The 20,743-nt window shown below is 58.2% G+C and carries 17 protein-coding genes and 3 pseudogenes; 5 read left to right on the top strand and 15 right to left on the bottom strand.

Annotation, left to right across the window (positions count from 1 at the left end):
• Positions 1-481 precede the first annotated feature (481 nt).
• The 6 genes and pseudogenes from GGD67_RS27395 to GGD67_RS27375 form a co-directional block, all read right to left on the bottom strand.
• Positions 482-1,306 (bottom strand): annotated as a pseudogene (locus GGD67_RS27395) (caspase domain-containing protein); the annotation flags it as partial.
• 330 nt (positions 1,307-1,636) lie between these two features.
• Positions 1,637-1,750, bottom strand: a pseudogene (locus GGD67_RS40205) (DUF6894 family protein); the annotation flags it as partial.
• Between the two features lie 87 nt (positions 1,751-1,837).
• Entirely contained in the window at positions 1,838-2,020 is a 183-nt protein-coding gene (locus GGD67_RS27390; RefSeq protein WP_179737242.1) for a hypothetical protein, read from the bottom strand.
• Between the two features lie 527 nt (positions 2,021-2,547).
• Positions 2,548-2,769: a hypothetical protein gene (locus tag GGD67_RS27385; protein WP_179737239.1), complete on the bottom strand. Its 222-nt coding sequence runs from the start codon at positions 2,767-2,769 to the stop codon at positions 2,548-2,550.
• Between the two features lie 667 nt (positions 2,770-3,436).
• On the bottom strand, positions 3,437-3,697 hold the full coding sequence (locus GGD67_RS27380) for a hypothetical protein (protein ID WP_179737237.1): 261 nt from the start codon (positions 3,695-3,697) through the stop codon (positions 3,437-3,439).
• Positions 3,694-3,921: a hypothetical protein gene (locus GGD67_RS27375; protein WP_179737235.1), complete on the bottom strand. Its 228-nt coding sequence runs from the start codon at positions 3,919-3,921 to the stop codon at positions 3,694-3,696. The genes GGD67_RS27380 and GGD67_RS27375 overlap by 4 nt, the downstream gene beginning before the upstream one ends.
• A 534-nt stretch (positions 3,922-4,455) precedes the next feature.
• Between GGD67_RS27375 and GGD67_RS39990 the strand changes: the two genes are divergently transcribed.
• Positions 4,456-4,803: a hypothetical protein gene (locus GGD67_RS39990; protein WP_179737233.1), complete on the top strand. Its 348-nt coding sequence runs from the start codon at positions 4,456-4,458 to the stop codon at positions 4,801-4,803.
• Between the two features lie 1,001 nt (positions 4,804-5,804).
• On the opposite strand, the pseudogene GGD67_RS39535 reads toward GGD67_RS39990, so the two are convergent.
• Positions 5,805-6,209: pseudogene (locus GGD67_RS39535) on the bottom strand (adenylate/guanylate cyclase domain-containing protein); the annotation flags it as partial.
• Positions 6,210-6,475: 266 nt separating this feature from the next.
• The gene (locus GGD67_RS27360; protein ID WP_179737229.1) at positions 6,476-6,931 is read right to left on the bottom strand and encodes a cupin domain-containing protein; all 456 of its coding nucleotides are present in this window, start codon (positions 6,929-6,931) and stop codon (positions 6,476-6,478) included.
• A 608-nt stretch (positions 6,932-7,539) separates the two neighbouring features.
• Between GGD67_RS27360 and GGD67_RS27355 the strand changes: the two genes are divergently transcribed.
• The gene (locus GGD67_RS27355) at positions 7,540-7,839 is read left to right on the top strand and encodes a hypothetical protein (RefSeq protein ID WP_179737227.1); all 300 of its coding nucleotides are present in this window, start codon (positions 7,540-7,542) and stop codon (positions 7,837-7,839) included.
• Positions 7,840-8,238: 399 nt separating this feature from the next.
• Here GGD67_RS27355 and GGD67_RS39805 read toward each other — a convergent pair whose 3' ends face one another.
• The 3 genes from GGD67_RS39805 to GGD67_RS27345 form a co-directional block, all read right to left on the bottom strand.
• The gene (locus tag GGD67_RS39805; RefSeq protein ID WP_283814151.1) at positions 8,239-8,370 is read right to left on the bottom strand and encodes a hypothetical protein; all 132 of its coding nucleotides are present in this window, start codon (positions 8,368-8,370) and stop codon (positions 8,239-8,241) included.
• Between the two features lie 1,164 nt (positions 8,371-9,534).
• Positions 9,535-10,557, bottom strand: coding sequence for an ABC transporter substrate-binding protein (locus GGD67_RS27350; protein ID WP_179737225.1), 1,023 nt, complete (start codon positions 10,555-10,557; stop codon positions 9,535-9,537).
• A gap of 579 nt (positions 10,558-11,136) precedes the next feature.
• The gene (locus GGD67_RS27345; RefSeq protein WP_179737223.1) at positions 11,137-11,322 is read right to left on the bottom strand and encodes a hypothetical protein; all 186 of its coding nucleotides are present in this window, start codon (positions 11,320-11,322) and stop codon (positions 11,137-11,139) included.
• Between the two features lie 469 nt (positions 11,323-11,791).
• Here GGD67_RS27345 and GGD67_RS27340 point away from each other — a divergent pair, with 469 nt between their 5' ends.
• On the top strand, positions 11,792-11,980 hold the full coding sequence (locus tag GGD67_RS27340) for a hypothetical protein (protein ID WP_179737221.1): 189 nt from the start codon (positions 11,792-11,794) through the stop codon (positions 11,978-11,980).
• Between the two features lie 148 nt (positions 11,981-12,128).
• Here the strand turns inward: GGD67_RS27340 and GGD67_RS27335 are convergent, their stop codons facing one another.
• Entirely contained in the window at positions 12,129-12,350 is a 222-nt protein-coding gene (locus GGD67_RS27335) for a hypothetical protein (RefSeq protein ID WP_179737219.1), read from the bottom strand.
• A gap of 704 nt (positions 12,351-13,054) precedes the next feature.
• Here GGD67_RS27335 and GGD67_RS27330 point away from each other — a divergent pair.
• Positions 13,055-13,330, top strand: a complete 276-nt coding sequence (locus GGD67_RS27330; RefSeq protein WP_179737217.1) for a hypothetical protein — start codon at positions 13,055-13,057, stop codon at positions 13,328-13,330.
• Positions 13,331-13,888: 558 nt separating this feature from the next.
• On the top strand, positions 13,889-14,365 hold the full coding sequence (locus tag GGD67_RS27325; protein ID WP_179737215.1) for a methyltransferase domain-containing protein: 477 nt from the start codon (positions 13,889-13,891) through the stop codon (positions 14,363-14,365).
• Positions 14,366-14,385: 20 nt separating this feature from the next.
• On the opposite strand, the gene GGD67_RS27320 is transcribed toward GGD67_RS27325, so the two are convergent.
• The 3 genes from GGD67_RS27320 to GGD67_RS27310 form a co-directional block, all read right to left on the bottom strand.
• A complete protein-coding gene (locus tag GGD67_RS27320) occupies positions 14,386-15,048 on the bottom strand; it encodes a phytochelatin synthase family protein (protein WP_179737213.1) in 663 nt (220 codons plus the stop codon).
• A gap of 406 nt (positions 15,049-15,454) precedes the next feature.
• Positions 15,455-18,823: an adenylate/guanylate cyclase domain-containing protein gene (locus GGD67_RS27315; protein ID WP_179737211.1), complete on the bottom strand. Its 3,369-nt coding sequence runs from the start codon at positions 18,821-18,823 to the stop codon at positions 15,455-15,457.
• A gap of 823 nt (positions 18,824-19,646) precedes the next feature.
• Positions 19,647-20,582, bottom strand: a complete 936-nt coding sequence (locus tag GGD67_RS27310; RefSeq protein ID WP_179737209.1) for a 2-dehydropantoate 2-reductase — start codon at positions 20,580-20,582, stop codon at positions 19,647-19,649.
• Positions 20,583-20,743: the final 161 nt, after the last annotated feature.

The following is a 20,743-nucleotide window of genomic DNA, read 5'->3' as shown; positions in this document are numbered from 1 at the left end:
GCGAGACGCCGTTTCGCTCGCCCTTCCATGAGCTGCCGTTCGGTCCATAAATGCGAAACACTTTCTGGGTCATTCGTCGCAATCATCGCGCGGCGAACCGCAGGCGTAACGTTGAATCTCTTGGGCTCCGAATGCCTCATCAATAGCAAGAAAGGCGATGCCAATTGGCTTGCGTTGATTTAAATCAAAACGACCGCCTCGGGCCAGGACAGCTCCTACTGCTTGCACGACCGTAAACAGTATCTCGCCTCGCGCTAAGCGTTGCTCACCGTGAACCTTGCCATCGTGCGCCGTCTGGACTGCCAGCGTCTGCGTCAGATTTGCGGTAGAAATGAAGATTGGCGCTCCGGCGGCAGTACGAAAAGACCAACGCCCCAAGCCACGTCGGACTGCTTCTTAAGGCGCACAACTAAGAATAGTATACTATCTCAAGGTGGCGGAACAGCAAACACAGTTCCACGTTGTATGGGTCTGGTCATCGCTCCCGGGAGCCTAAGATGCGGGCGACAACGTACATCGCGCGTCCGGTAGCTGTCGGTTTCGCTGCAACTAGCGGCACATCATCGCCGCCAAGCGAGCCGTAGACATACGGCTCCTGCTTATAGCTGGTGTTCTTCAAAACATCGTCTCGGACGAAGCCGAACGCCTTGCGCAGGTCGAGACCCGGTGTTGGCAGTCGCTCGACAAGCGCTGCCGCAAACGGACTGTTCTTGGAATCGCCATCAGAAGCCGTAGACCCGGCCTTCGCGGCGAACGCTATCATTGTATTTGGGCTGGTCGGCTCTACCTTGGCGAGACCGCGGCCAATGGCACGGGCAGCAACCGTGCGCTTCATGGACTTGGCAAAGGGATTGTCGCGGCAAGCGTCCAGAACGATGAGCCGAAGCTGTTTGGCAGGCTCGACGGCGAACAGCGCTCGGTCAAGCGCTACCGTCTCATCGAGAACGTCACTGTCGGTCTCAAGAGCCGCATCAGTCGGAATGAGGTAGTTTGTTCCGTCTAGCTCGATGCCATGACCAGCGTAGTAGATGACGGCAACTTCTGCATCTCGCGCTCGCCCGCCGAAGTCACGCAGGGCTTTGCGCATCTCGGCCGCATTGAGATCGGTTCTGATGTCGATCCAGTCGAACCCGGCCTTCTTGAGCATGCCGCCGACCAAGGCGGCATCGTTCGCCGGGTTGGAGAGCTTTGGTACGCTTTTATAGGCCGAGTTGCCCATCACCAGCGCTATACGACGCTCGGCGTTGGCTGAACCGCACACGAGCCAGATGGAAACGAACAAAGACAACCAACGAAGAGCGCCCATTACAGTCCCCGATAATATGTGCGCAGCCTAGCATAACCTACCGAAAGGCAAGCAGAGGCTCTGTGATATCCGTCACATTCCACATGCTTCGAGGCTGGGCGATGCTCCGGGGAGCGAACGTCCGCCATGGGTCAAAATGCGAAGAACTCAGGTGAGCAAATCTGGTCCGCTCTGGCGCGATGAGCGGACCTCCGCGGCGCAACTTCGCAGATGGGCCACGAGCGGAATTCCTCTAAAAACGGCGAGGCCGTTAAGCTGACGCAGCCTTAATTTATTTTCCTAGATCCAATGTTGATGAAGAAGATCGGCCTCCCGGCTTCGTCCGTCACCTCAAGCGACCATTCTTGCCACGGGGCGAAACCTCCCGTAGATGTCCTTCAAGACTTCAGCAACAAAGGCCGTAGCCTCGTGCCACGCCGCTTCGTCGTCCGGCAAATCCTCTCCTGTGTCATCGGCTCTGCGCTATGAACGTTGAAAAAGTATCTCGGCATTGCCGATTAACACAGGTTAGTCGTCCCTGTTCCTAACCGCCTACTCCGCTGCGTCTTGGACGGTGCGGATCTGCTCGGCACGGCGGGCGAGTTCCTCGTAGGTCTTGGCGGCATTGCGTAAGCTCTTCCTTGTCTCAGGATGCTCGCAATTGTCGGCCTTGGTTCGAAACTCCTCCGCTCGCATCTGCCAGTAGCTCGGCGGGTGCATACGCTCGATACCCATTACGCCAATCCCCTGAATTGGTCCGTTCATGCTAATTAATGTACATTCAATCCAAGTGTTCCGCCCTCCTAGCTAGGGACGATAGATCGCTTCCTCGGCCTTCGGGTGCATCGCCAGTTTTTGGGCCGCGTATTGCTCGGCCAGATTTTCGAGGGCTGCAGTAGTAAGCTTGTCGCCTACCCGTTCGCAATCCTGCGGTAGTGCTGGAGCTTCTCGTCCAGCTGATCGCACCTTCTGCACCTAGCAATTGCCTTCATAGATTAGGCGACAATGTATCATAAGTTGTTCCCTAAGTGATTTAGGCCACTGCCGAAATTCAAATTAGCACTGGGGCAGCCAGTACCGTAAAGCCATCGGAACAGGTGCCGGCAACCGGGGAGCGACGGCTGTGGGTCACAAGCGGCGGTGGTCGTGGCAAGCGCAGCCCTGCGTCCGGTTTGCGGCCTATATTGCGAAGCCCCGAAGCCCAATAGCCAACCTGCCGAAGTCGGGAATGTTTCAGTTCCAGGCGCGTTAGGCAAAGACGCCTAACGCATTTCGAGTTCCTTGATCGCCAAAGCCGCAATTTGTGCCGGGGGGAGGACCTCCGTTTGCGCGATCTTGATGATCTTACTTGCGACCATTTCCGTGAGTGGGTCGTCGCGATCCTGGACACAAAGCGTATGGAGCGCCTGCTCGTAAGCTGCCGTGATGCGGCTGACCATTTCCGGGTTTAAATCGGCGGTTTGTAATCGCAGGTAGGTAGACATTTCTTGCCTCCTAAGCCCACGCGGGCGAACATGATAGCATGGGAACCCGATTGCCGATCGGAGAACTTCGGACGCCCGGCGGTGTCAGTGCAAAGCCCGGATCAAGGGGGGCATGTCGCGCGTTACCACGGCGGCAGGATATCCGTGCACGGCAAAGGAGGCGGTGCACGTCAAGGCCAACGGTGGCAGACATGGTGGACTCCCCTCCGACCGCGCCCCTGGTCCATTCCCCCGATTTAGATCATCCGGAGCATCGCCGGGCGATCTGCAATGAGATTGGTGAGCACCTTCGCGGCACCCTCACGGACGATCTCAACCCGCTACCATCGCATCTGGAAGGCATGTTAAAACGCCTAACCGAATTGGATGGTGACGCACCGTCGGCCGTGCCCGATGCGCGACCCCCACTATTCCGGAATTTCGTATCCGCGTTTTGGCGGGTCCTCCGACACGGCCCTTGAGAGGCGGGGACGCGCGACCGCTCCCTTCGAGGATATTTCGCCCGGGTGATTTTCCGGTTTGATTTGATAGGAGCGCCGCCTGTGCGCTGTCAGCGAGGCCAATTGGAGGACCCCGCAGGCTCGCGTATTGGCCGGTAAACGGCTCGCACCCATTTACCGGGGCGAAGAGCAAGTGGCGGCCGCACGGCCATGCTTGCGGATGCTGCTCACGGTTTCTCCGGCGGGGTTTCCGAGAAGTAGATACTCGTCAGTTCACCATAGCCATGCCGCGGCCTGATGAAATTCGCCTCAATGAACTTCAACCGCCCGCTCTTCAAGTCGGCTTGCAACGCCCAGTATGCAGCCTCGGGCAGGTAGGCGGAGAACAATCCTCCTTCCTTGCCGAGCCGCATGTTGAGTAAGAAAGGCATTTCCGGAACGGTCTGCCCTTTGCCAATGCTCGGCCAGCCCTTTTTCGTCAGGATCATGCGCGACCATATTGGCGCGAGCACATGAGCGAGCAGGTCACTTCCTTGCGGAGATTGTCGGGCATATTTGGCGTCATCGCAAGGATGTCGCAAAGCACATCGGTGATGGCTTCGTCGGAGACACCATCGCCGTGGTTTCCCACGTAGTAACTTACCGTGACCGATTTCACAGTCGCGAGCAGCGTGTGCTCTGGCTGCGGCGGCAGTTTGCGCTTTTGTTTCATTTTCGCCACTCCCTCGCTTTCTCCAACTGATGACTCCTCATATGGGCCCATCAGCGAAGTGACGCCTCGTCGGAGTGACTTCCGCTCTGTGAGGCATAACGGACTAGATCTGCTCACCCTGAAGGCAAGCATATTTGGCCTACATTCATGCGAATATCGTATCGTAATTGACGCAAGAAGTACTCGTTACCAGGGCCGGCGATGAAAGAGCCAGAGTGGTATGAGGTATTGGAGCCGCGCGAGGCAGTCTTAGCCGGCGTAATTGGCTTCGCCGTTGTATGCCCTCTTGTCTACTATGCGTCTCACGTCGAGTATGTACTCTGGGGCTATAGCCCTCGGGAATGGAAGAACCTCGGAACGGCTCTGGTCGTGCTCAGTTTCGCTGTCCCGTACGTTCTGATGCGATGGGGGGTGAGGCGATAGACCGGGGATCGCCGGCTTGTGATTCCGCTATGGCCCAAAGCTGACGGGACGACCAAATCCTCAGAGTGACAGATCAGCCAAGCGCCTCTCTCGTCCAGACGCAGACTATCCTTGCTGAACATTGGTGCCGGACGCTCCGGTCGCGGCCAAATTTTCGACATCGAGCGGCTTGCTGACGATCTTCAACGAGCCGCCAGGATTGCGCGGCCATTCCTTTTCTGGTCGATCCCAGTAGAGTTCGACGCCGTTGCCGTCGGGATCGCGGAGATAAAGGGCCTTCGTACCGCCGTGGTCGCTGGCGTCGGCGAGCTGTACTGCGGCGGCGCGGAGGCGGCGGAGTGCGCCGCCGAGCGCGGCTCGCGTCGGATAGCCAAGTGCTGCTGGAGCATCGCGCGATCCATGCTTCGCTCTGGAGGAGTTAGCGAAAAGCTACGAATGCAGCCATGCCGAACGCCATGACGCCGGCGGCGGCTAGAGACCACAGTGTTATGGCGATCTCCCTCGGCATGAATCGTTAACACCGTGCGGTGCTCACCGGTTCTGTATCAGCGTTCGGCGAGTCGAAGCTCAGCCTCAAGCTCCGCCTCTAGATGCGCTCGCAATACTGAGATGTGCTGCTGGCGACGCAGCTACTCTGCTGCGTCTTGAACTGTGCGAATACGTTCGGCCCGTCGGGCTAGTTCGTCATAGTTGTTAGCGACCTTGCGCAGCGCGCCTTTGTCTGCCCATGCTCGGCATTGTCCGCTTTGGTGCGAAACTCCTCCGCTCGCATCTGCCAGTATCTGGGCGAGTGCATACGCGCGCCCCATAACTCCGCCTCCCGACTGGAGCATCCTTGATGATTAATGGACTTTCCAGTAGTTCCATTCGGGTCAAAAGCGCCGTTTTGACCGGCGGTCGGGCGTTCCCGGTTTACCCGCCACTCCGGACATCTCGCCGCGACACCCTAACGGAAGCGATGGGCCAACTGCGAAAATTGCAGTTATTCGTTGTCACCAACAGCTATGTCATTCCGGTAGCCCGGCTCTTCTCAATCCTTCTTCGTATCGCGAGATGTCTTCGGCGCGTCGATTAGGCCAAGTACCTCTCTGAGATTGGAAACCCGTAGCGCGGGATGTAATTGCCGCAGCCGCGCCACTGCCTTTGCTGCTCCGGCCGTCCGGCCATTGCATTGCTTGCAGCGCTGATCCGTAGCCCGGGTTGAAAGTCTGGATTGTCTTGGAATGCCATTGCCGCCCACGATGCCGCTTCGGCCAACGGCCGAGAAAGAAATGTGCATGCGCCATTCCGGCCCTCATTCCTATGGCCCACGGATCAAGTGGGCTTTGACGCATTGCGCGCTCGAAGCGAGAGATCGCTGCCTCGGGCTCACCTAGCCAGATTTTCACCCAACCACCCCAAAACCACGCCTGGGCCAAATTGGAATTGAGCACTAGCGCGCGATCGATTAAGGCCGCGCCTCCTCCGAGATCGCGAGCTACATACGTTAATGCGAGCGCTTCGAGCCTTGCCGCGACGTTGACGCCATCGCCATAAATATCGTCGCCGTCGATGATAATGTCCCCGAGCTTGATGCCGACGCGAAATTCGATGCGACCGTCATCCGGCAAGTCCTTATTGCGATCCTGCATTGCGCTCTGAACTTCGACGGCGCATTGCACGGCTTCGACCACGCTCTGGAATTCGATCAGAAGGCCATCGCCCGTAGTCTTGACGATGCGGCCCTGGTGCTCGGCAATCTTGGGATCGATCAATTCTCGTCGATGCGTCTTGAGCGCCGCCAAAGTCTTCGCCTCGTCGTCACCCATTAGTCGGCTATAGCCGACAACGTCGGCGGCGACGATGGCGGCGAGCGTCCGGGCCATGCCCACACCCGTTCCGGTTCGGTAACTGGGAAACCAGTCTAGCCGACGACGCGCCGATGGTCATCCGATCCGTAGTGCGATTCCCAGTTCCGTTATGGGTCATTTGCGTCGGTCGGACCGGGGGCCGCCGATTTCCTGTCTGCCTGACAAGCCGACCTTCTTAGAGGCGCACCGAACTTCCCGGTCGGGCCACGAGTCGGCATGAGTCAGCTGTGCGCATCCTCGATTTCGGAAGCGCCGGGTCGCATCAGACGCTGGGTCTGCGACTACTTCTTGCGCGGATCGTCTGCTGGGTTGATGTAATCGATGCCTCCAGGACCGACGAACTGAACTTGGAGAATCCCCTCCTCATTTCCGGTCCAGGCGTAGTGAGCGTGTTTTGCCGGATAAACCCACAACGAGCCGGGCTTTAACAGCTCGCCTTTCTTCTCGAATTTTTCGCCATGGCTGGTCCCGACGTTGCCGCTGATGATCGTCACAACTTCGGAATAGGGATGAGTGTGCGGCGGCATTTGAAAGTTGGGGGGAAACTTGATCCGCAAGACGACCACATCCCCTGCTTTCGTCGGGTCGCCCACAAGAGTTGCAATCTGGACGCCCTTCGGAAAGGCCGGGTTCTCCGCCCACGTAAGCGCATCTGGCGTAACCCGCGTCGGCGTGTCTTGCGCCGACGCCGGCAATGAGAATGCAATCAAGCCCGCTATCACCAAGAGTTCTCTCATGTGAGTTCCTCCCATTGTGAAGTAGAGCAACGCGCTATTAGAACTCTTACGAGCGACCGGAGTCTATTAGAAACGAACTACCGGAAGCGGAGGGACGAATTTTGTTCGACAGTGCCCGCTACGGGTCAAGCTGCGACTTCAACCCTCTTTCAGGACTGGTCCGGTCTACGCCGAATAGCGGCCGCGACTGTGGTTCGCGTGAAAGGTCAGCTACGGGCCGATTCTGTTGAAAAAGTCCTCGCCGCCGTCGAGCTCGATTTTTAAGAGCCGCTCGTGCGTTTTGCGCTGTCAGGCTCGGTGGAGGCATACTGACGTTGGGCCTTCTTCCCTGCGAGGATGACTTCGTCAAGCGGCGAACCTCAACAAACGCCTGCGCCATCCCGGCAAATAGTTAGGCTGAGCGGCAGATCTGATTTCAGCTCACCTGCCTCAGGCTGCATGGATGCGAGCCCACCCGTCAAGGAAGGGGCAGAATTGTTGTCGCTTATGGAGCTTGAACCAAGATCAAGTGATGAAGACTAACTCTCATCGAGATTGCGATGAGGTTCGCTCCTCAAACCTAGCTCGATACATGCCTCTTACATTTTACACCACGATGGAGGTAGCCAATGCCGATCGTTCAATTCACTCGCTTCAAAACCGACAAGGCCGAGGAAATGACCAGGATTGTACGGCAGGCGAAGAAAATCTTCGAGAAACACGGTGCCGAGTTTCTTCGGCTGTCTCGTTTCCACACTGGCCCTTGGGCAGGCGAGTTGCTGGTCTCGACACGCTACGCCAATTGGGAAGTCTACGGCAGAGTGCAGGAAGCCGTGGCAAAGGACCCGGAGTTTGCGCAGATCCAGGCTGACGGAATGAAGATTGCCGAACTAACGGGCCGCAATATCGCAGTTAGCATCGATCTGTAGTTGCGCGTCGCCCAGCAAACCACGTTAGCGCGGAGGCCGCCGGCTATATACCGGCGGCCTTTTTCAATTTCGATAGATTGCATTCCCTACTACCGCACATTTAATCGAGGCGCAAAGACTCTGCGTCCGCATTGGACTCTCGAACGTCGGGAGATCAGCCATTTGCAAATGGAGGCCGACGCAAAGAGGCGCGGCCGAAACGGAGCGGAGGTTAGCTTAGGGGCGGGCAAGAAGTTATTAGCCGAGCTGACGTCTGGTTAGGGTCAAAAGCGCCGGTTTGAACGGCGCCGTGTCACTTCGGGTGTGCCCCGATCAGCAGACCATATCTGAGCCAAACCGAACTTCGCCATCGGGCCATGAGCGGAAGTTCGCGCGGGCCTTGGCTCCGACCTAAGCGGCTTAATTCAGCTTTTGGCGGAGCTTCTTGATCATCTCGCCGAGTTCGGCCGCGTACTCCTCGATGATGCGCCGGGCCTTTTCCAATCGCGTCGGCTTGGGGGCGGCATGTGCCTCTGGTTTAGGGTCATCCATGCCTCAAGCTTGACCGGAGACGCTGGTGGCCCTTGATCTAGATCAAGGGGCCTACTGTCCCAATTCCCTCAAGATGCGGTCCCGGTCGTCTATATGGAGGGACTGCGTTTTCCACCATTGTGGCCAGCACGTCCCTTGCGCCCTTGGTATCATGGCTATGCCGTTCCAGCTCGGCGATCAGCGCTTCCTTGTTTGGCAAGAAGCTTCACGCCAAGGGCAATGTGGCGCTCCGCTATCGCTAAGTGCTCTTGAAGCATGCCGCGGTCCATCCGCTACCACACTACAAGAACGGCCGCCGCTGGATTGAAAAAGCGTCGTGGTCGGAGGCCTTACGTCGGCCCCGGGAGATCGTCCTTCTTCGGCGGCTGTAGGCCGGGCGAGTTAAGCCAATCGTCCATGTGAGCGGCTGTCTCTGCTTGCCTCGCTCTTCTTAATGCCGCGTCGCGCACCGGTCCGTGCGGCAGCAACCTAGCCTCCTCCAAGAGTTTGTGAGCCTCTTCGAGAAGCCGTTCTTTAAGTGCCTTAGTTTGCTTGAAACGACGCCGACGAATGACCGTCATAACGCGCTCCTTTCCATTGGAGGAAGGCGGGAGCGCAATCGGCGTTCTCGTCACGGATAAAAGCCGAGGTCCGGTCCGTGATGAAGGGATAATGACACAGCCTGGATTTGGTTCTGTATCTTTTGATACGCAGCGAGAAGTAATTATTCTTTGAGTAACTTACTCAAACTGAGCCACTCGCAAATCTAAGGCGGGCCACTGACCGTCGCCCAAGTCGGCTTAGGGTCAAAAGGCGAAAACTTGGCCTGAGCAATCAAGGTCCGTACCGACCCGCTAAGCGGAACTCAGGTGTCTCAACTGACTCATGCACGCAGAGCTCATTCGATTATCTCGTCGGCACGGGCGAGCACGGACGGTGGCACGGTCAGACCGAGCGCTCCGGCAGTTTGGCAATTGACGACCAATTCAAACTTGATTGGTTGTTCGACGGGCGGTTCGGCGGGCTTTGCTCCTTTGATATCTTGTCAACGAAACTAGCTGGTCTGCGAAAGAGATCTCGGGTGTCAGCGCCGTATGCTAAAAGCAAACCGGCTTGCGCCCAATCCTTGAAACTTGCAGCGCTCGCTAAGCCCGCCTCCAGTGCCGCTGCAGCAGATATGAAGCGCTATTCGATCACCTCGTCGGCGACAGCCAACAAACTCACCGGAAATTCCAGCCCAAGCGACTTTGCCGTTGTTCGATTGAGCACCAGCTCGAATTTGATTTGCTGGTAAAACGGGATGCCAGCCGGTTTTGCGCCTTTCATCACTTGATCGGTCATATCGGCAAGGCGAAGCATGGCGTCCCCAAGGTCAGTGCCGTAACTCAGCAGACCGCCCACATCGACGAATTCACGATGAGGGTAGACAGCAGGCAGACGGTGTTTGGCAGCTAGATCAGCGATTAGTTGACGGTTCGTAAGGTGTTCGCCCTGATGCGCAACCATGAGACCGTCAACGCGGTCTGTTTCCATTTCATCGAACACCCGCTCATACGCTGCTCCGTCGAGCTTCTCGCTGAGCAATACAGCGGCAATCCGAATACCAACCCGGCCTGCGGCTTCTCGGAGCGGTGCGAGACCCGTTTCCCAAAACATCGTCGCAGATGAAGGAATGAGCACCCGCACATTGCGTAGGTTTCGCACCGTCTCGCTAAGGAATTGCAGACGCTTGTCGTATACTCCCAATCCCGCATCAACACTCACTCCAGTGATATTTCCATCCGGTCTGGCCAGGTTCGTCACAACTCCGCCGGCGACCGGGTCACCGCTGCTAACTAATATTGGAATTGTAGTGGTCAGGGGCTTCAACTGGCGTGCAATCGGGCCGGAAAGCGAGATGATCAAATCAGGATGACTGGCAACGATTGTGCGAGCCAAGTCTCCATAGTGTTCGGACTGTCCGAGCGCCGAATACCGGTCCACGAGCAGGTTTTGTCCTTCAACATAGCCAAGCCTCTTCAACTCCCCAAAATAGGCTTTGAACGTCAGGCGACCGTTGATAGTCATTCCCTCGGGCTTTTCGGCGGTATGGACGATCGCGATCCGTTTTATGCCCGGCGACCGAGCATCGGTCTGAGCGTAAACAGGCTTTGCGAAGCTCAGGGCTGCGGTGATCGCCGTACCCGCGATGAACTCCCGCCGTCGCATGTGCCCTCCAAGGATCACGCGGGGCGCGAACAATCTATCACTTTGTCATATGACTGTGTGAGCGGCATAGCTGCATTTGCGGGGCGGCGGCGAGCAAGGTCCGCTTGGGGTCAAAAAGCGGCGGCAAAAGCAAGCGGCGTCCACCGTCCGGTTTCCCTTCAATAGCTGAAGTGCCAACCGCGGCTTCTGCCACCCGTATTTTCCCAAGTGTTCGCCGGTCCCGGCTTCGGGTATGCGCTTAGTCGCATGAATCGAGCCGACTGCAACGCCCCGCCACCTCCTGTCTGCGAGAATTGACGTGAAATGGTACCGGTAGGAGCGTTGCGCGCAATCGTGGATCGGCAGGCTGTACGGGTCTACAAGTGCTTTCCATGCCAGCGTATCGTCTCCGCGCCTCTGCGGGACTAAGGACATACTTGAAATTCACGGCTGTCGCATTTGCCTGTGCCCAAGCGCAGCCAGCGTAGCCATGACGCAAGCGCGCACTGCGCCGCCTACCAAACCCCGAGAGCCAGCAAAACGAAAATGGTCAGGGACGAGCGCAACGACGTCAAGGAGAGTCCATGTCTCGCGGCCGCTTCAATTCGGCGCGCCGTAATAGATTTCATGCTGCGTGTCTGTCCTGCCAACGCTATCCTGATCAGCACGAACATAATCGGCTTGCAAGCCTTCAGGACTTTGTCTGGCAATCAGAAGCTGTTTCCGCATTTCAGCGAGGCGGGCGCGGCAGTATTCGCGATAGAGCAGGTTGAATATGGCGGGCATGGGGGCCCCCATCGTTTGAGTATCGCTATGAGATATTCCGAGTTTCTAAGCCCCAGCGATGCTGCCCGATGTGAGCCCATCCACAGGCTGCGTCAAACTTCAAAGGATGATCAGCTAACTTGCTTGTCGGTGCAAAAACGGAACAGGGCTAGTTACCTAAAATCTAGCATAGCAGCCTTCTGTTTCAGCAAAACTTCGTCAAACAACTCAAGATCGCTGCTGCGCGAATAAAAATCCAACCACAGCGCGAAATGAATTACCACTGGATGCAAGCACTGTTGGCTGCAACGCCGCCTGTTAGCCACCGTACCGAAGCAAGAATGGATCAACCGAGGCAGCTAGTCGGTCTGCCACTTGCGTGTTCGGCGTGGACTGCGTTTCGGTAGGCAGCGAGCCGAGAGAATTGACGGCCAGCCCGGTACCAGCGGCAAGAACAGCTATTACAATCGCGGAGAGATATTTGATCCTCATGGCGATGATCCTCCCATCGCTGACGACAAGACAATTGTTTTCGCTGAAAATTGGTTCCGTTGCGGGCAGGTCCGTGGTTGCGAACGATGCAAAAATGTTGGCCGGGATTGAGTCGTCCTCCCGGCCAAACCGCCGCGCGCGTCTATCAGAACATCCCGATCGAGGCGAAAAGCGCAACCTCGATTAGGGCAGCTCATAATGCCGACAGTGAGAATTGCTTCGCCCGGTGGTAGAGGCGTCATAGCGTGCCTCGCATATTGCGAAGCCCCGAAGCCCAATAGCCAACCTGCCGAAGTCGGGAATGTTTCAGTTCCAAGCGCGTTAGGCAAAGATGCCTAACGCATTTCGAGTTCCTTGATCGCCAAAGTCGCAATTTGTGCCGGGGCGAGGACCTCCGTTTGCGCGATCTTGATGATCTTGCTTGCGACCATTTCCGTGAGTGGGTCGTCGCGATCCTGGACACAAAGCGTATGGAGCGCCTGCTCGTAAGCTGCCGTGATGCGGCTGACCATTTCCGGCTTTAAATCGACGGTTTGTAATCGCAGGTAGGTAGACATTTCTTGCCTCCTAAGCCCACGCGGGCGAACATGATAGCACGGGAGCCCGATTGCCGATCGGAGAACTTTGGACGTTCGGAGCAGCGGTATTAGTGCGAAGCCGGGATCAAGGTGGCATGTCGCTCGTTACTACGGTGGCGGCAGGATATCCGTGCACGGCAAGGAGGCGGTGCACGTCAAGGCCAACGGTGGCAGCCATGACAGATACCCCTTCGACCGCGCCCGTGGAGCATCGTCGGGCGATCTGCAACGAAATTGGTGAGCGACTTCGCGGCACCCTCACGGACGATCTCACCCCGCTACCATCGCGGCTGGAAGGCATGGTGGGGCGCCTGACCGAATTGGACGGCGACGTACCCTCGGCCGCGCCGGATCGCCAGGACGGTGCGCCGTCCCGGCCACTCTGGAAATTTGTGTTGGCGCTTTGGCGGGTCCTCCGAAGCGCAGCTTGAGACGCGGTTTACCTGGGCAACTACGGGGCCACGAAGATCGCCTAGCAGACGCGCGCGGGCCGCAGCCAGCGTGTCGCGCCGTGCGGCGGCGATGATCCATTAAGAAATACCCTCTGGCCTATCGGTAGACTTCGAGCCGAAAACGGCCCTGCGAGCTTGGAACGAAGGCCTACGTTTCGAAGTCTAAGGTCAGGCGTTGCATCGCGTGCCGCGGGCTGCAACGGCCGCACCCTCATCGGGGAGAGAACGGGCATGACTGCAACCGAAAACCTAATTGCCGCAATAGGACCGTGGTTAGACGAGGCAAAGCTCCACATGGATCAGCAGCGCGTCGATGCCTATGTTGCCTGTCTCCAAGCCGATGGTGCGGACGTGCAAATCGTGATCCGCCTTAGGGAAGGAACGATTAGCCTAGACGGTACGCACGACGACCTGCGTCTGGACTTGTACCGTCAAGATGTCCGGCCGCCCGAGGCTCTCAATTGGATCTTCGGGGCCCATCGCTCGAAGGATGAACAGCTCCGATAAACCTCTCTGCTTTCCGCATATCTGGCTGCGGCTTTTTCGATTTTGTTCGGTGAGATATGGTTGGGAGTTCAGTAGGATAGACGCCCATGACCGCGCTGGAGCAGGTTTGGCGAGGATGGCAAGCGCTTTCGCGAGCCGATCGGGCTCGGTTTCTGATTATGCTCCGCGACGCTTATGGCCGAGAACGCGAGGTTGTGGTGCGGCAGCATGCCCGCGGCGCCGATGGCGCGAGGGTATCAAGGCTCTCCGACCTTGTCGCTCGATAAGGCGGACTTTCAACGGCCTCGGCCGTAAACGGCCACTGGTGAGGTTTTCGGTCGCCGCTACTTGGCCGAGGCCGCTTGCGTAAAATCGCAGTGAACCAGATTTGCTCATCAGCCCTCGTCGGAATCGGGCGCGCGAGGTCCGCTGTGCCCCTGATAGCAGCGGAATACCGGACCTAACGGGAGGTCCAAGTGGGCCAACAGCCGACGTTCAGTCGGCTTGGCGGACCCACCAAATCGCCGCCCGCTATGACTGCCGTGTGACCGGCATGCGCGCGACTATATCGAAACCGGAATGTCCGGATGGCTTCATCTCCATGATCGTGTGTCATTGCAACAAGGTAATGCTTTGTCGCTCCCGTTTTCAAACGGGTCTTTCTCTGCCGCATATATGTTGCATGTCGGAATGAATGTCACCGACAAGAGTGCGCTCTTCGAAGAGATAGCACGGGTGCTGCGCCCAGGCGCGCGCTTCGCCATCTACGACGTGATGTTAACCGGCGACGGCGAGCTGTCCTATCCGCATCCATGGGCAGGCACTTCGGCTACCAACGCGATCGCATCCTCCGTGCATTATCGGAATGCGCTTAACACGGCAGGGTTCGAAGTTGTTTCCGAACGCGACCGCCGCGATGTTGCGCTTGAGTATTTCGCGCGACAAAGGAGTCAGCTGGCCGCCGCAGGGGCAGCAACGCTCGGCGTGCACACTTTAATGGGCGCGCCTGGTCCTCCACCGCCTCGTTCGCCTTCTTCAGCCCAGGGTTGTACGTGACAGGTCGCAGGAATTTTCAATTACTCGATCAGCAGCAGCCCGCGCTTCTTATCGCCATCATACGTATTCACAGCTGCGAACAGCCGCTTTCGCTCGACTAGCCATGGCTGGTAATTGGAATTGACATCGAGCACGAAAACTAAATCTTCGGCTTCCAGATAGCCGCCAATGGGCGAATGGTGTCCAACACCAGCCCCAAAAATTTGCGCGCGATTGAAATTCACGATGTAGCGTCGGCCAGGATCGTTGGAGCGACGCAAATGTTCCAGAAACTGGGCCTCGCTGAGATTACGCAAGACCATGACTTTGCGGCTTGTGTTGGTCCGCGCCACCTCGGCCAGTTCGTCAAGCGTGAGACCCAGGATGCATAAGCCCGTCCAGCACCGCCCGGTGCCGGCCAACACCTTACCCTCCGTGTTTGCCGTCTCGCCGAGTGACCCATACGCATTCGCAACAGCCGCAGGTCCGCAACGAGAGCTATTTGATTGCCAGTTCACGTTCCTGTGGAATGTGGAGGCCACCGGCAGGTCCCACGCGCGTTCCATAAGCTCCGGTGTACGTGTTACCGAGAATGCAATGGCTTCTGCCGGCACGCGTGACTGGCCGACGACAAGGGCCCCGGCACCCAGCAGGCCCGCAGTGACAACCGTGCAGATAATTCTGACTGAGCGCCACCGCTTCATTGGTCTGAACCTGGCAGCAGTCCGACTGGAGGCTGGCCAGATTATATCCTTAAGTTAATTGGCGGGAAGCGACCCCAGGTAAACGTCCGTTGAAGGTCAAACTGCGAAGAACTCAGGTTGAGCTCAGGGCGCGCTGTAATGTAATGACCGGACCTTCGTCCGCCGATGCTCAACTTCGCAGATGGGTTCACAAGTTGCCTTTGCGAATAGGTTGGCGCCACGTCCGCTATACCCCAGATAGCCGCCTAGCTACTGCAGCACGATTTTCGCGGCTGGCGAGCGCGCAGACTCGTTCATGGAGCATTTCACCACTTGCCCCTGCTCCGGGCAGCTCGATGCACAACCTTGCGTGTGAGGAGTGAAGGTATTGAGATGCCGTGCCTGCGAGCTCGGAGATAGCTTCGTGCTAGGTGCAGAGTTCTTCTAAGAGTGCCTTGCTGTCCTTCAAGTCGCGAACATCGAAGCCCTCGTCGAACCAATCGTAGACCGGGGCGAGAAGGTCGCGTGCTTCATCACCCTTGCCCTGGCGGCGCCAGAGTCGGGCGAGAGTGACGGCAGAGCGGACCTCCCAGAGTTTCGCCTCCTGTTGGCGAGCAATAGCAATGGCGCGTCGAAACTCGGCCTCAGCCTCGGCCTCGGCGTCCGGCCGAGCCGTCAGCATCAAGTCGCCTCGTCGCCGATGCAGCTCGGCCTCGAACCATCGCACCCCCAATTTCTGGGTTAGTGCTAAGGCGTCGGAGAGTTGATCGAGGCCGGTTTCAAATCGTGCTCTCTTTGCCTCGGCTGCCGCGAGCTGCGCAAGGTAGAACGGAAGAGTCCATGCTGCGCCGGACGCCTGGAATCCCTCGATACCGTGTCGCAGTAAATTCACCCCGGCCTCGGCGTCGCCGGCTTCGGCCATCGTCCAACCGCGATAGGCGGTCCCCATCGCGAGAAAGAAGGCAAATCGCTGCTCCGAGGTTAGCGCAACTAGCTCCTCTGCCAGTTGCGCGACCATACCCGCGTCATCGAGGACAAAATGCAACCGGCAAGCGACGCTCAGCGCGAAGGCAAGGCTGATCGGATGGGACGACCCGCGCGCCTCCGAGATTGCCTCACTGCTCTGAACAAGCGCCTGATCGGGAAATCCAAGAAGGCTATAGGTTAGCGAGAGGAACGAAAGCATCGCCACGCGGGCGTTTTCTGCGAACAGTGCCGTCAAAGAGCGCTGCTGCGACGGATCGTAAAGGGCAAGCCCCCGCTCGAGATGGACGCGCGCCAAGGCCAATTGCCCGCGATGAAGGCAGCTGTCGCCGACAGCCCGATGACCGGCGACAAGAATGGCCGCATCGTTCTGTCGTCCGGCCAAATCTAGCAGTTCCTCAGCGATGCGATGCGATCGGTCCGTTTCGCCCCGCACATGATAGTGCACGAACTGCCCCCAAAGCGTCTTGAGCAGGTTCGGCCTATCGTTCAGTAACTCGCAAAGGCGGCGAGCCCGGGCATAAGCCTTGCCGGTCTCTTCGGCCGCATGTCCCTTCGCAGCGATCAGTGCGCCGCCGAGTGCGAGCTGGAGGTCGGCTTCGATGCCTTGGCGTCCGGCGGTATCGGGCAGATGGGATAGCAGATCGAGCGCTTTTCGCATCTGCGCGATTGCTTCTGTCATTGCCGATCGAGCTTTTGAGCGCTCACCGGCTTCCTGCCAATACGACACTGCCTTTTCGATCAGACCTGCATGCGTGCAATGATGGGCTAGGATCTCCGGTCGCTCTTGAATGCCCTTATAGAGCCTCTCCTCAAGCGCGCCCACAATTCGGGCGTGCAGCTCGCGGCGTTGGCTGCGCAACAGCGTGCCGTACGCCGCATCTTGGATCAGTGCGTGTTTGAACAAGAAATTGGCGTCAGGCGGTTCGCCGCGCCCAAACATGAGCTCGGCATTGATTAGCCGATCAATTGCAGCCTGCAGCTCATTGTCGCATCGCTGTACAACGGCGGCAAGCAGGTCGTAGGAGAACTCGCGGCCGATGGCCGCGCCGATCTGCGCCACTTCCTTGGCTATCGGACCGATCCGGTCGAGCCGCGCCATCAATGAAGCATGGAGCGTGGCCGGCACAGCAAGTCCGGGTAGCGGCGCGAAGGAGATGGCTCGCGGGATCCCCTCGTTGCTTGTCTCGAGCACCGCTTTGGTCAACTCCTCAACGAACAACGGCACGCCATCCGTTCGTTCAGCAATCTCATTAACAATTTCGGTCGGCAACGTCCGGCTACCGGCCACGCTTCGGATCAGCGAGGCACCCGCTTTCTGGTCCAGCCGGTTCATCACAAGCAAACTGACGTGCGGCTTTCCGCTCCATATCAACTGGAGCTCGGGGCGGTAGGTGATCAGGACCAAAACTGGCAAGCTTGCTACGCGATCGACCGTCCGGTCCAGCAGCTCGCGCGAGCTCGGATCGATCCACTGCATGTCCTCGAACACGACCATGACTGGGTGTTTTTCTGCAAGAACTTCAAGCTGGCGGACCAGAGCGGCGAAGCTTCTCTCTTTCTTTTGTTGCGGCGTAGCAGCAACCGGCAGATACAGGTCACCGCTGGGAATCGACAGCAACTCGGCCAGGATCGCCACGTCCTCGTCGGACGGCAATGCTGGGGATAGTAGCAGCCGGAGCTTTTTGAGCTTCACTGTTGGCGCGTCCTCACGATCGAAACCAGCAGCTCGCTGGAGTTGAGCGGTGAAGGGATAGAGCGCACTTTCCTGATGATGAGGCGAGCAGAAATATCGCAAGAAGGTGTGCGGCTCGCGCTCGATACGCTCTTGGAGAGCCGCAACGAGGCGCGACTTGCCAATGCCAGCCTCGCCGACGAGCAGCATTACTTGGCCGCTATCCGCCTTCGCAAGGTCCCAGCCCCGCTCCAGTCGCGCCAGTTCTTCCTCACGCCCTGTCAGCGGAGCGAGCATCGAAGGGTGCAACGCCTCGAAGCGGCTTTCTGCCGTTCCCTCATGAAGCACCCGCCAGGCTTGCACTGGGGCGGCAAAGCCTTTCAGAGTCACCGCGCCGAGGTTTTCATAGTCAAAAAGCCCGCCGATGAGCCGTCGCGTGTCCTCAGCGATGACCACGCCATCTGGTTCAGCGAGCGCCTGCAGCCTAGCAGCAAGGTTCGGCGTCTCGCCAAGGACCGCCTGTGTTTCTGCAGCCTCGCTGCCGATAAGATCACCTACGATGACGAGACCAGTCGCGAGTCCAAGACGAACCCGCAGCTCGAACTCGGGCGGCCCTCCAGGCACATGCCTGGTCGCGGCGATCTCAAGCGCAGCGCGCACGCTGCGTTCGGCATCGTCCTCATGCGCAGAGGGATGGCCGAAGAGGATGAGCATGCCATCTCCGATGTAGCGGCTGATGGTTCCTCCGTATTTGCGGACGACCGCCGCTACGCTATCGCGGTACTTGGCGATTATGTCCCGTAGATCTTCTGGGTCGAGCTTCGTCGCAAGCGCTGTCGAGCCGACAAGGTCGCAGAACATAACTGTGAGCTGGCGGCGCTCGGCGGAAGAACTTGGTACGGGTGATAAGCTCGAACGCTCGGTGACCCGTGACGTTATCGAGGTCGATGCGCCGGCAGCCGCCGTGACTTGCGGCAGTACTGTTGGCGTGAGCGCCGCACCGCAGTCACCACAGAAGTTCTTTCCTTTCGGATTGTCGGCTCCGCACGCGGGGCAGCGAAAGGATAGCGCCGCGCCGCAATCGCCGCAGACCTTCTTTCCCTCTAGGTTGAATCTGCCGCACTTCGGGCAATCCATGCCGCACCCAATCGAGCTTCGACCAATATGAGGTCGCGTCGGTCCGTGGGCGCCCCTTCAGAGCGCTCTCGACGATACTCTTCAGCTGCCTACCAAGCACCAAGAATGATCAAGTCACAACGGTCAGAAAGGAGATAGAGGCGATCGTCACAAGGACAATGAGCCAGCCGGGTGTCATCGTTGCCTCCCGAGCGTTTGTCTCGAAAAGCTTAAGCTCGCAGGCACCACAAAATTATGAACTAGCTAACACTCTGCAGCTGAAGCCAATTTTCAATCTTAGAAAGCTGACGACAGCCTGACACGACCGAAACGTGAAAATGGTGCTGCAGCAAATACCGGCACCTGCGGCAGTCCGACTCGCACGTGTCGAAGATCATTATGAGCTCTTTGGCGCTTTCCCGTCTAAGCTCGCTTTTAAAATATCTAGTCCAACCTTAGTCAAGCGCATGCGGATGGTTGCGGGTGCGGCTGTCGTGACTGTCCTCTGTGGCTCGTCCTCTATCAGTTCGTTCGCGAGCAGTTTCCAGAGCATGCGCGGCGAGACGCCATTGCGCTCGCACTTCCAGGCGCTACCGTTCGGCCCATAAGTGCGAAACACTTTCTGGTCATTCGTCGCGATCATCGCGCGACGAACCGCAAGCGTGACGTTGAATCTCTTGTGTGACTGCGTCATCAGGAGCAAGAAAGGAGATGCCGGTTGATGGGCGTTGATTTAAATCAAAACGACCGCTTTAGGTCACAAGCGGTCGGCGGCGAGCGCGGCCCATCACGACGGGATTACCTTTGTTCGGGTAAGGGCCAGAACCGGACATCGGTAAAGCAATCAGGACGAGCGCCCTGCAGCGCGCCGTTGCTCGAAAGCCTTGACGTTGGTGTAGGCGAGCAACAGCGTGTTGCACGGTATCTTCGCCTTCTCCGCCTTGCCAAGCATGAAGCCGAGGATGTGCTCCACCTCGGTCTGCCCGCCACGTTCGATGTCGCGCAACATCGACGTGGAGTACATAGAGTCCTGCTGGGAGAACGTGTCCTCCCACGATTTCATGAAGGCCGCGCTGGGCGCGTGCCCGTTGGCCGCAGCGATGGCAGCGCCGCAACGAAGCTGGTCGAGAAAAAGGTCCCGGCCATATGGGGTGCGAATAATCTCGCCGACATTTGCCCGCATGAGGCAGGTCATGGCGGCTGCAGTCGAGAGATGGACCAGCTTTTCCCACATTCGTTGAACGATATCGGCGACCGCGAGGACCTCCACGCCCTTCGCAGTCTCGAACAGCGTGGCCAATTCTCTCACGCGTTCCGTCATCTCCCCCGATTGCTCGCCAAAGGTAAGCGTTCGCCAGTCGTTGAACTGCCGGATCGCACCATCAGGCAAGATCGTCGCCTGTATTTTTGCCGTGCCACCAAGCACTCGGTGCGGGCCAAATTTCTTATTCAGCACGTCGATATGCGCAATGCCGTTCAAGAATGGAAGGACATAGCCGTTAGATGCTACGGCGGGCGCGATTGCCGCGACTGCAGTATCGAGATCATATGCCTTGCAGGTCAGGATCACCGCGTCATAAACCGGCGCTACCTCCGCCGCGACCACCGTTTTGACTGCTATTTGTGCGTCCCCGAATTGGCTCTCGATCCGCAACCCTTGCTCAGAAAGGCTCTTGCGATGTCCATCGCGGACGAGAAACGTAACATCAGCCCCACTCTCGGCGAGGCGGCCGCCGAAATAGCCACCGGTGCCTCCAGCGCCCAACACTAGGTACCGCATTTGCTTGCCCCGGCGTTCGCTTTGGGGCTCATCAAAGCATGTTGAGCGCCTCCCGACTAGGGCGATGTCCGCTTTGGGTCTTGGTCGTGTAAAAACAGCCTTACAGGACCGCGAGTCTTGAAGCCAAAACTGGGCCGGCCTCAGGCCGCGATCGCGGCGAT

Origin of the sequence: Bradyrhizobium sp. IAR9, from assembly GCF_013408065.1 — a bacterium.
Classification (GTDB): Bacteria; Pseudomonadota; Alphaproteobacteria; order Rhizobiales; family Xanthobacteraceae; genus Bradyrhizobium.
Note: the sequence above shows the minus strand (reverse complement) of the source record. Positions and strands in the feature narration are given on the sequence as shown.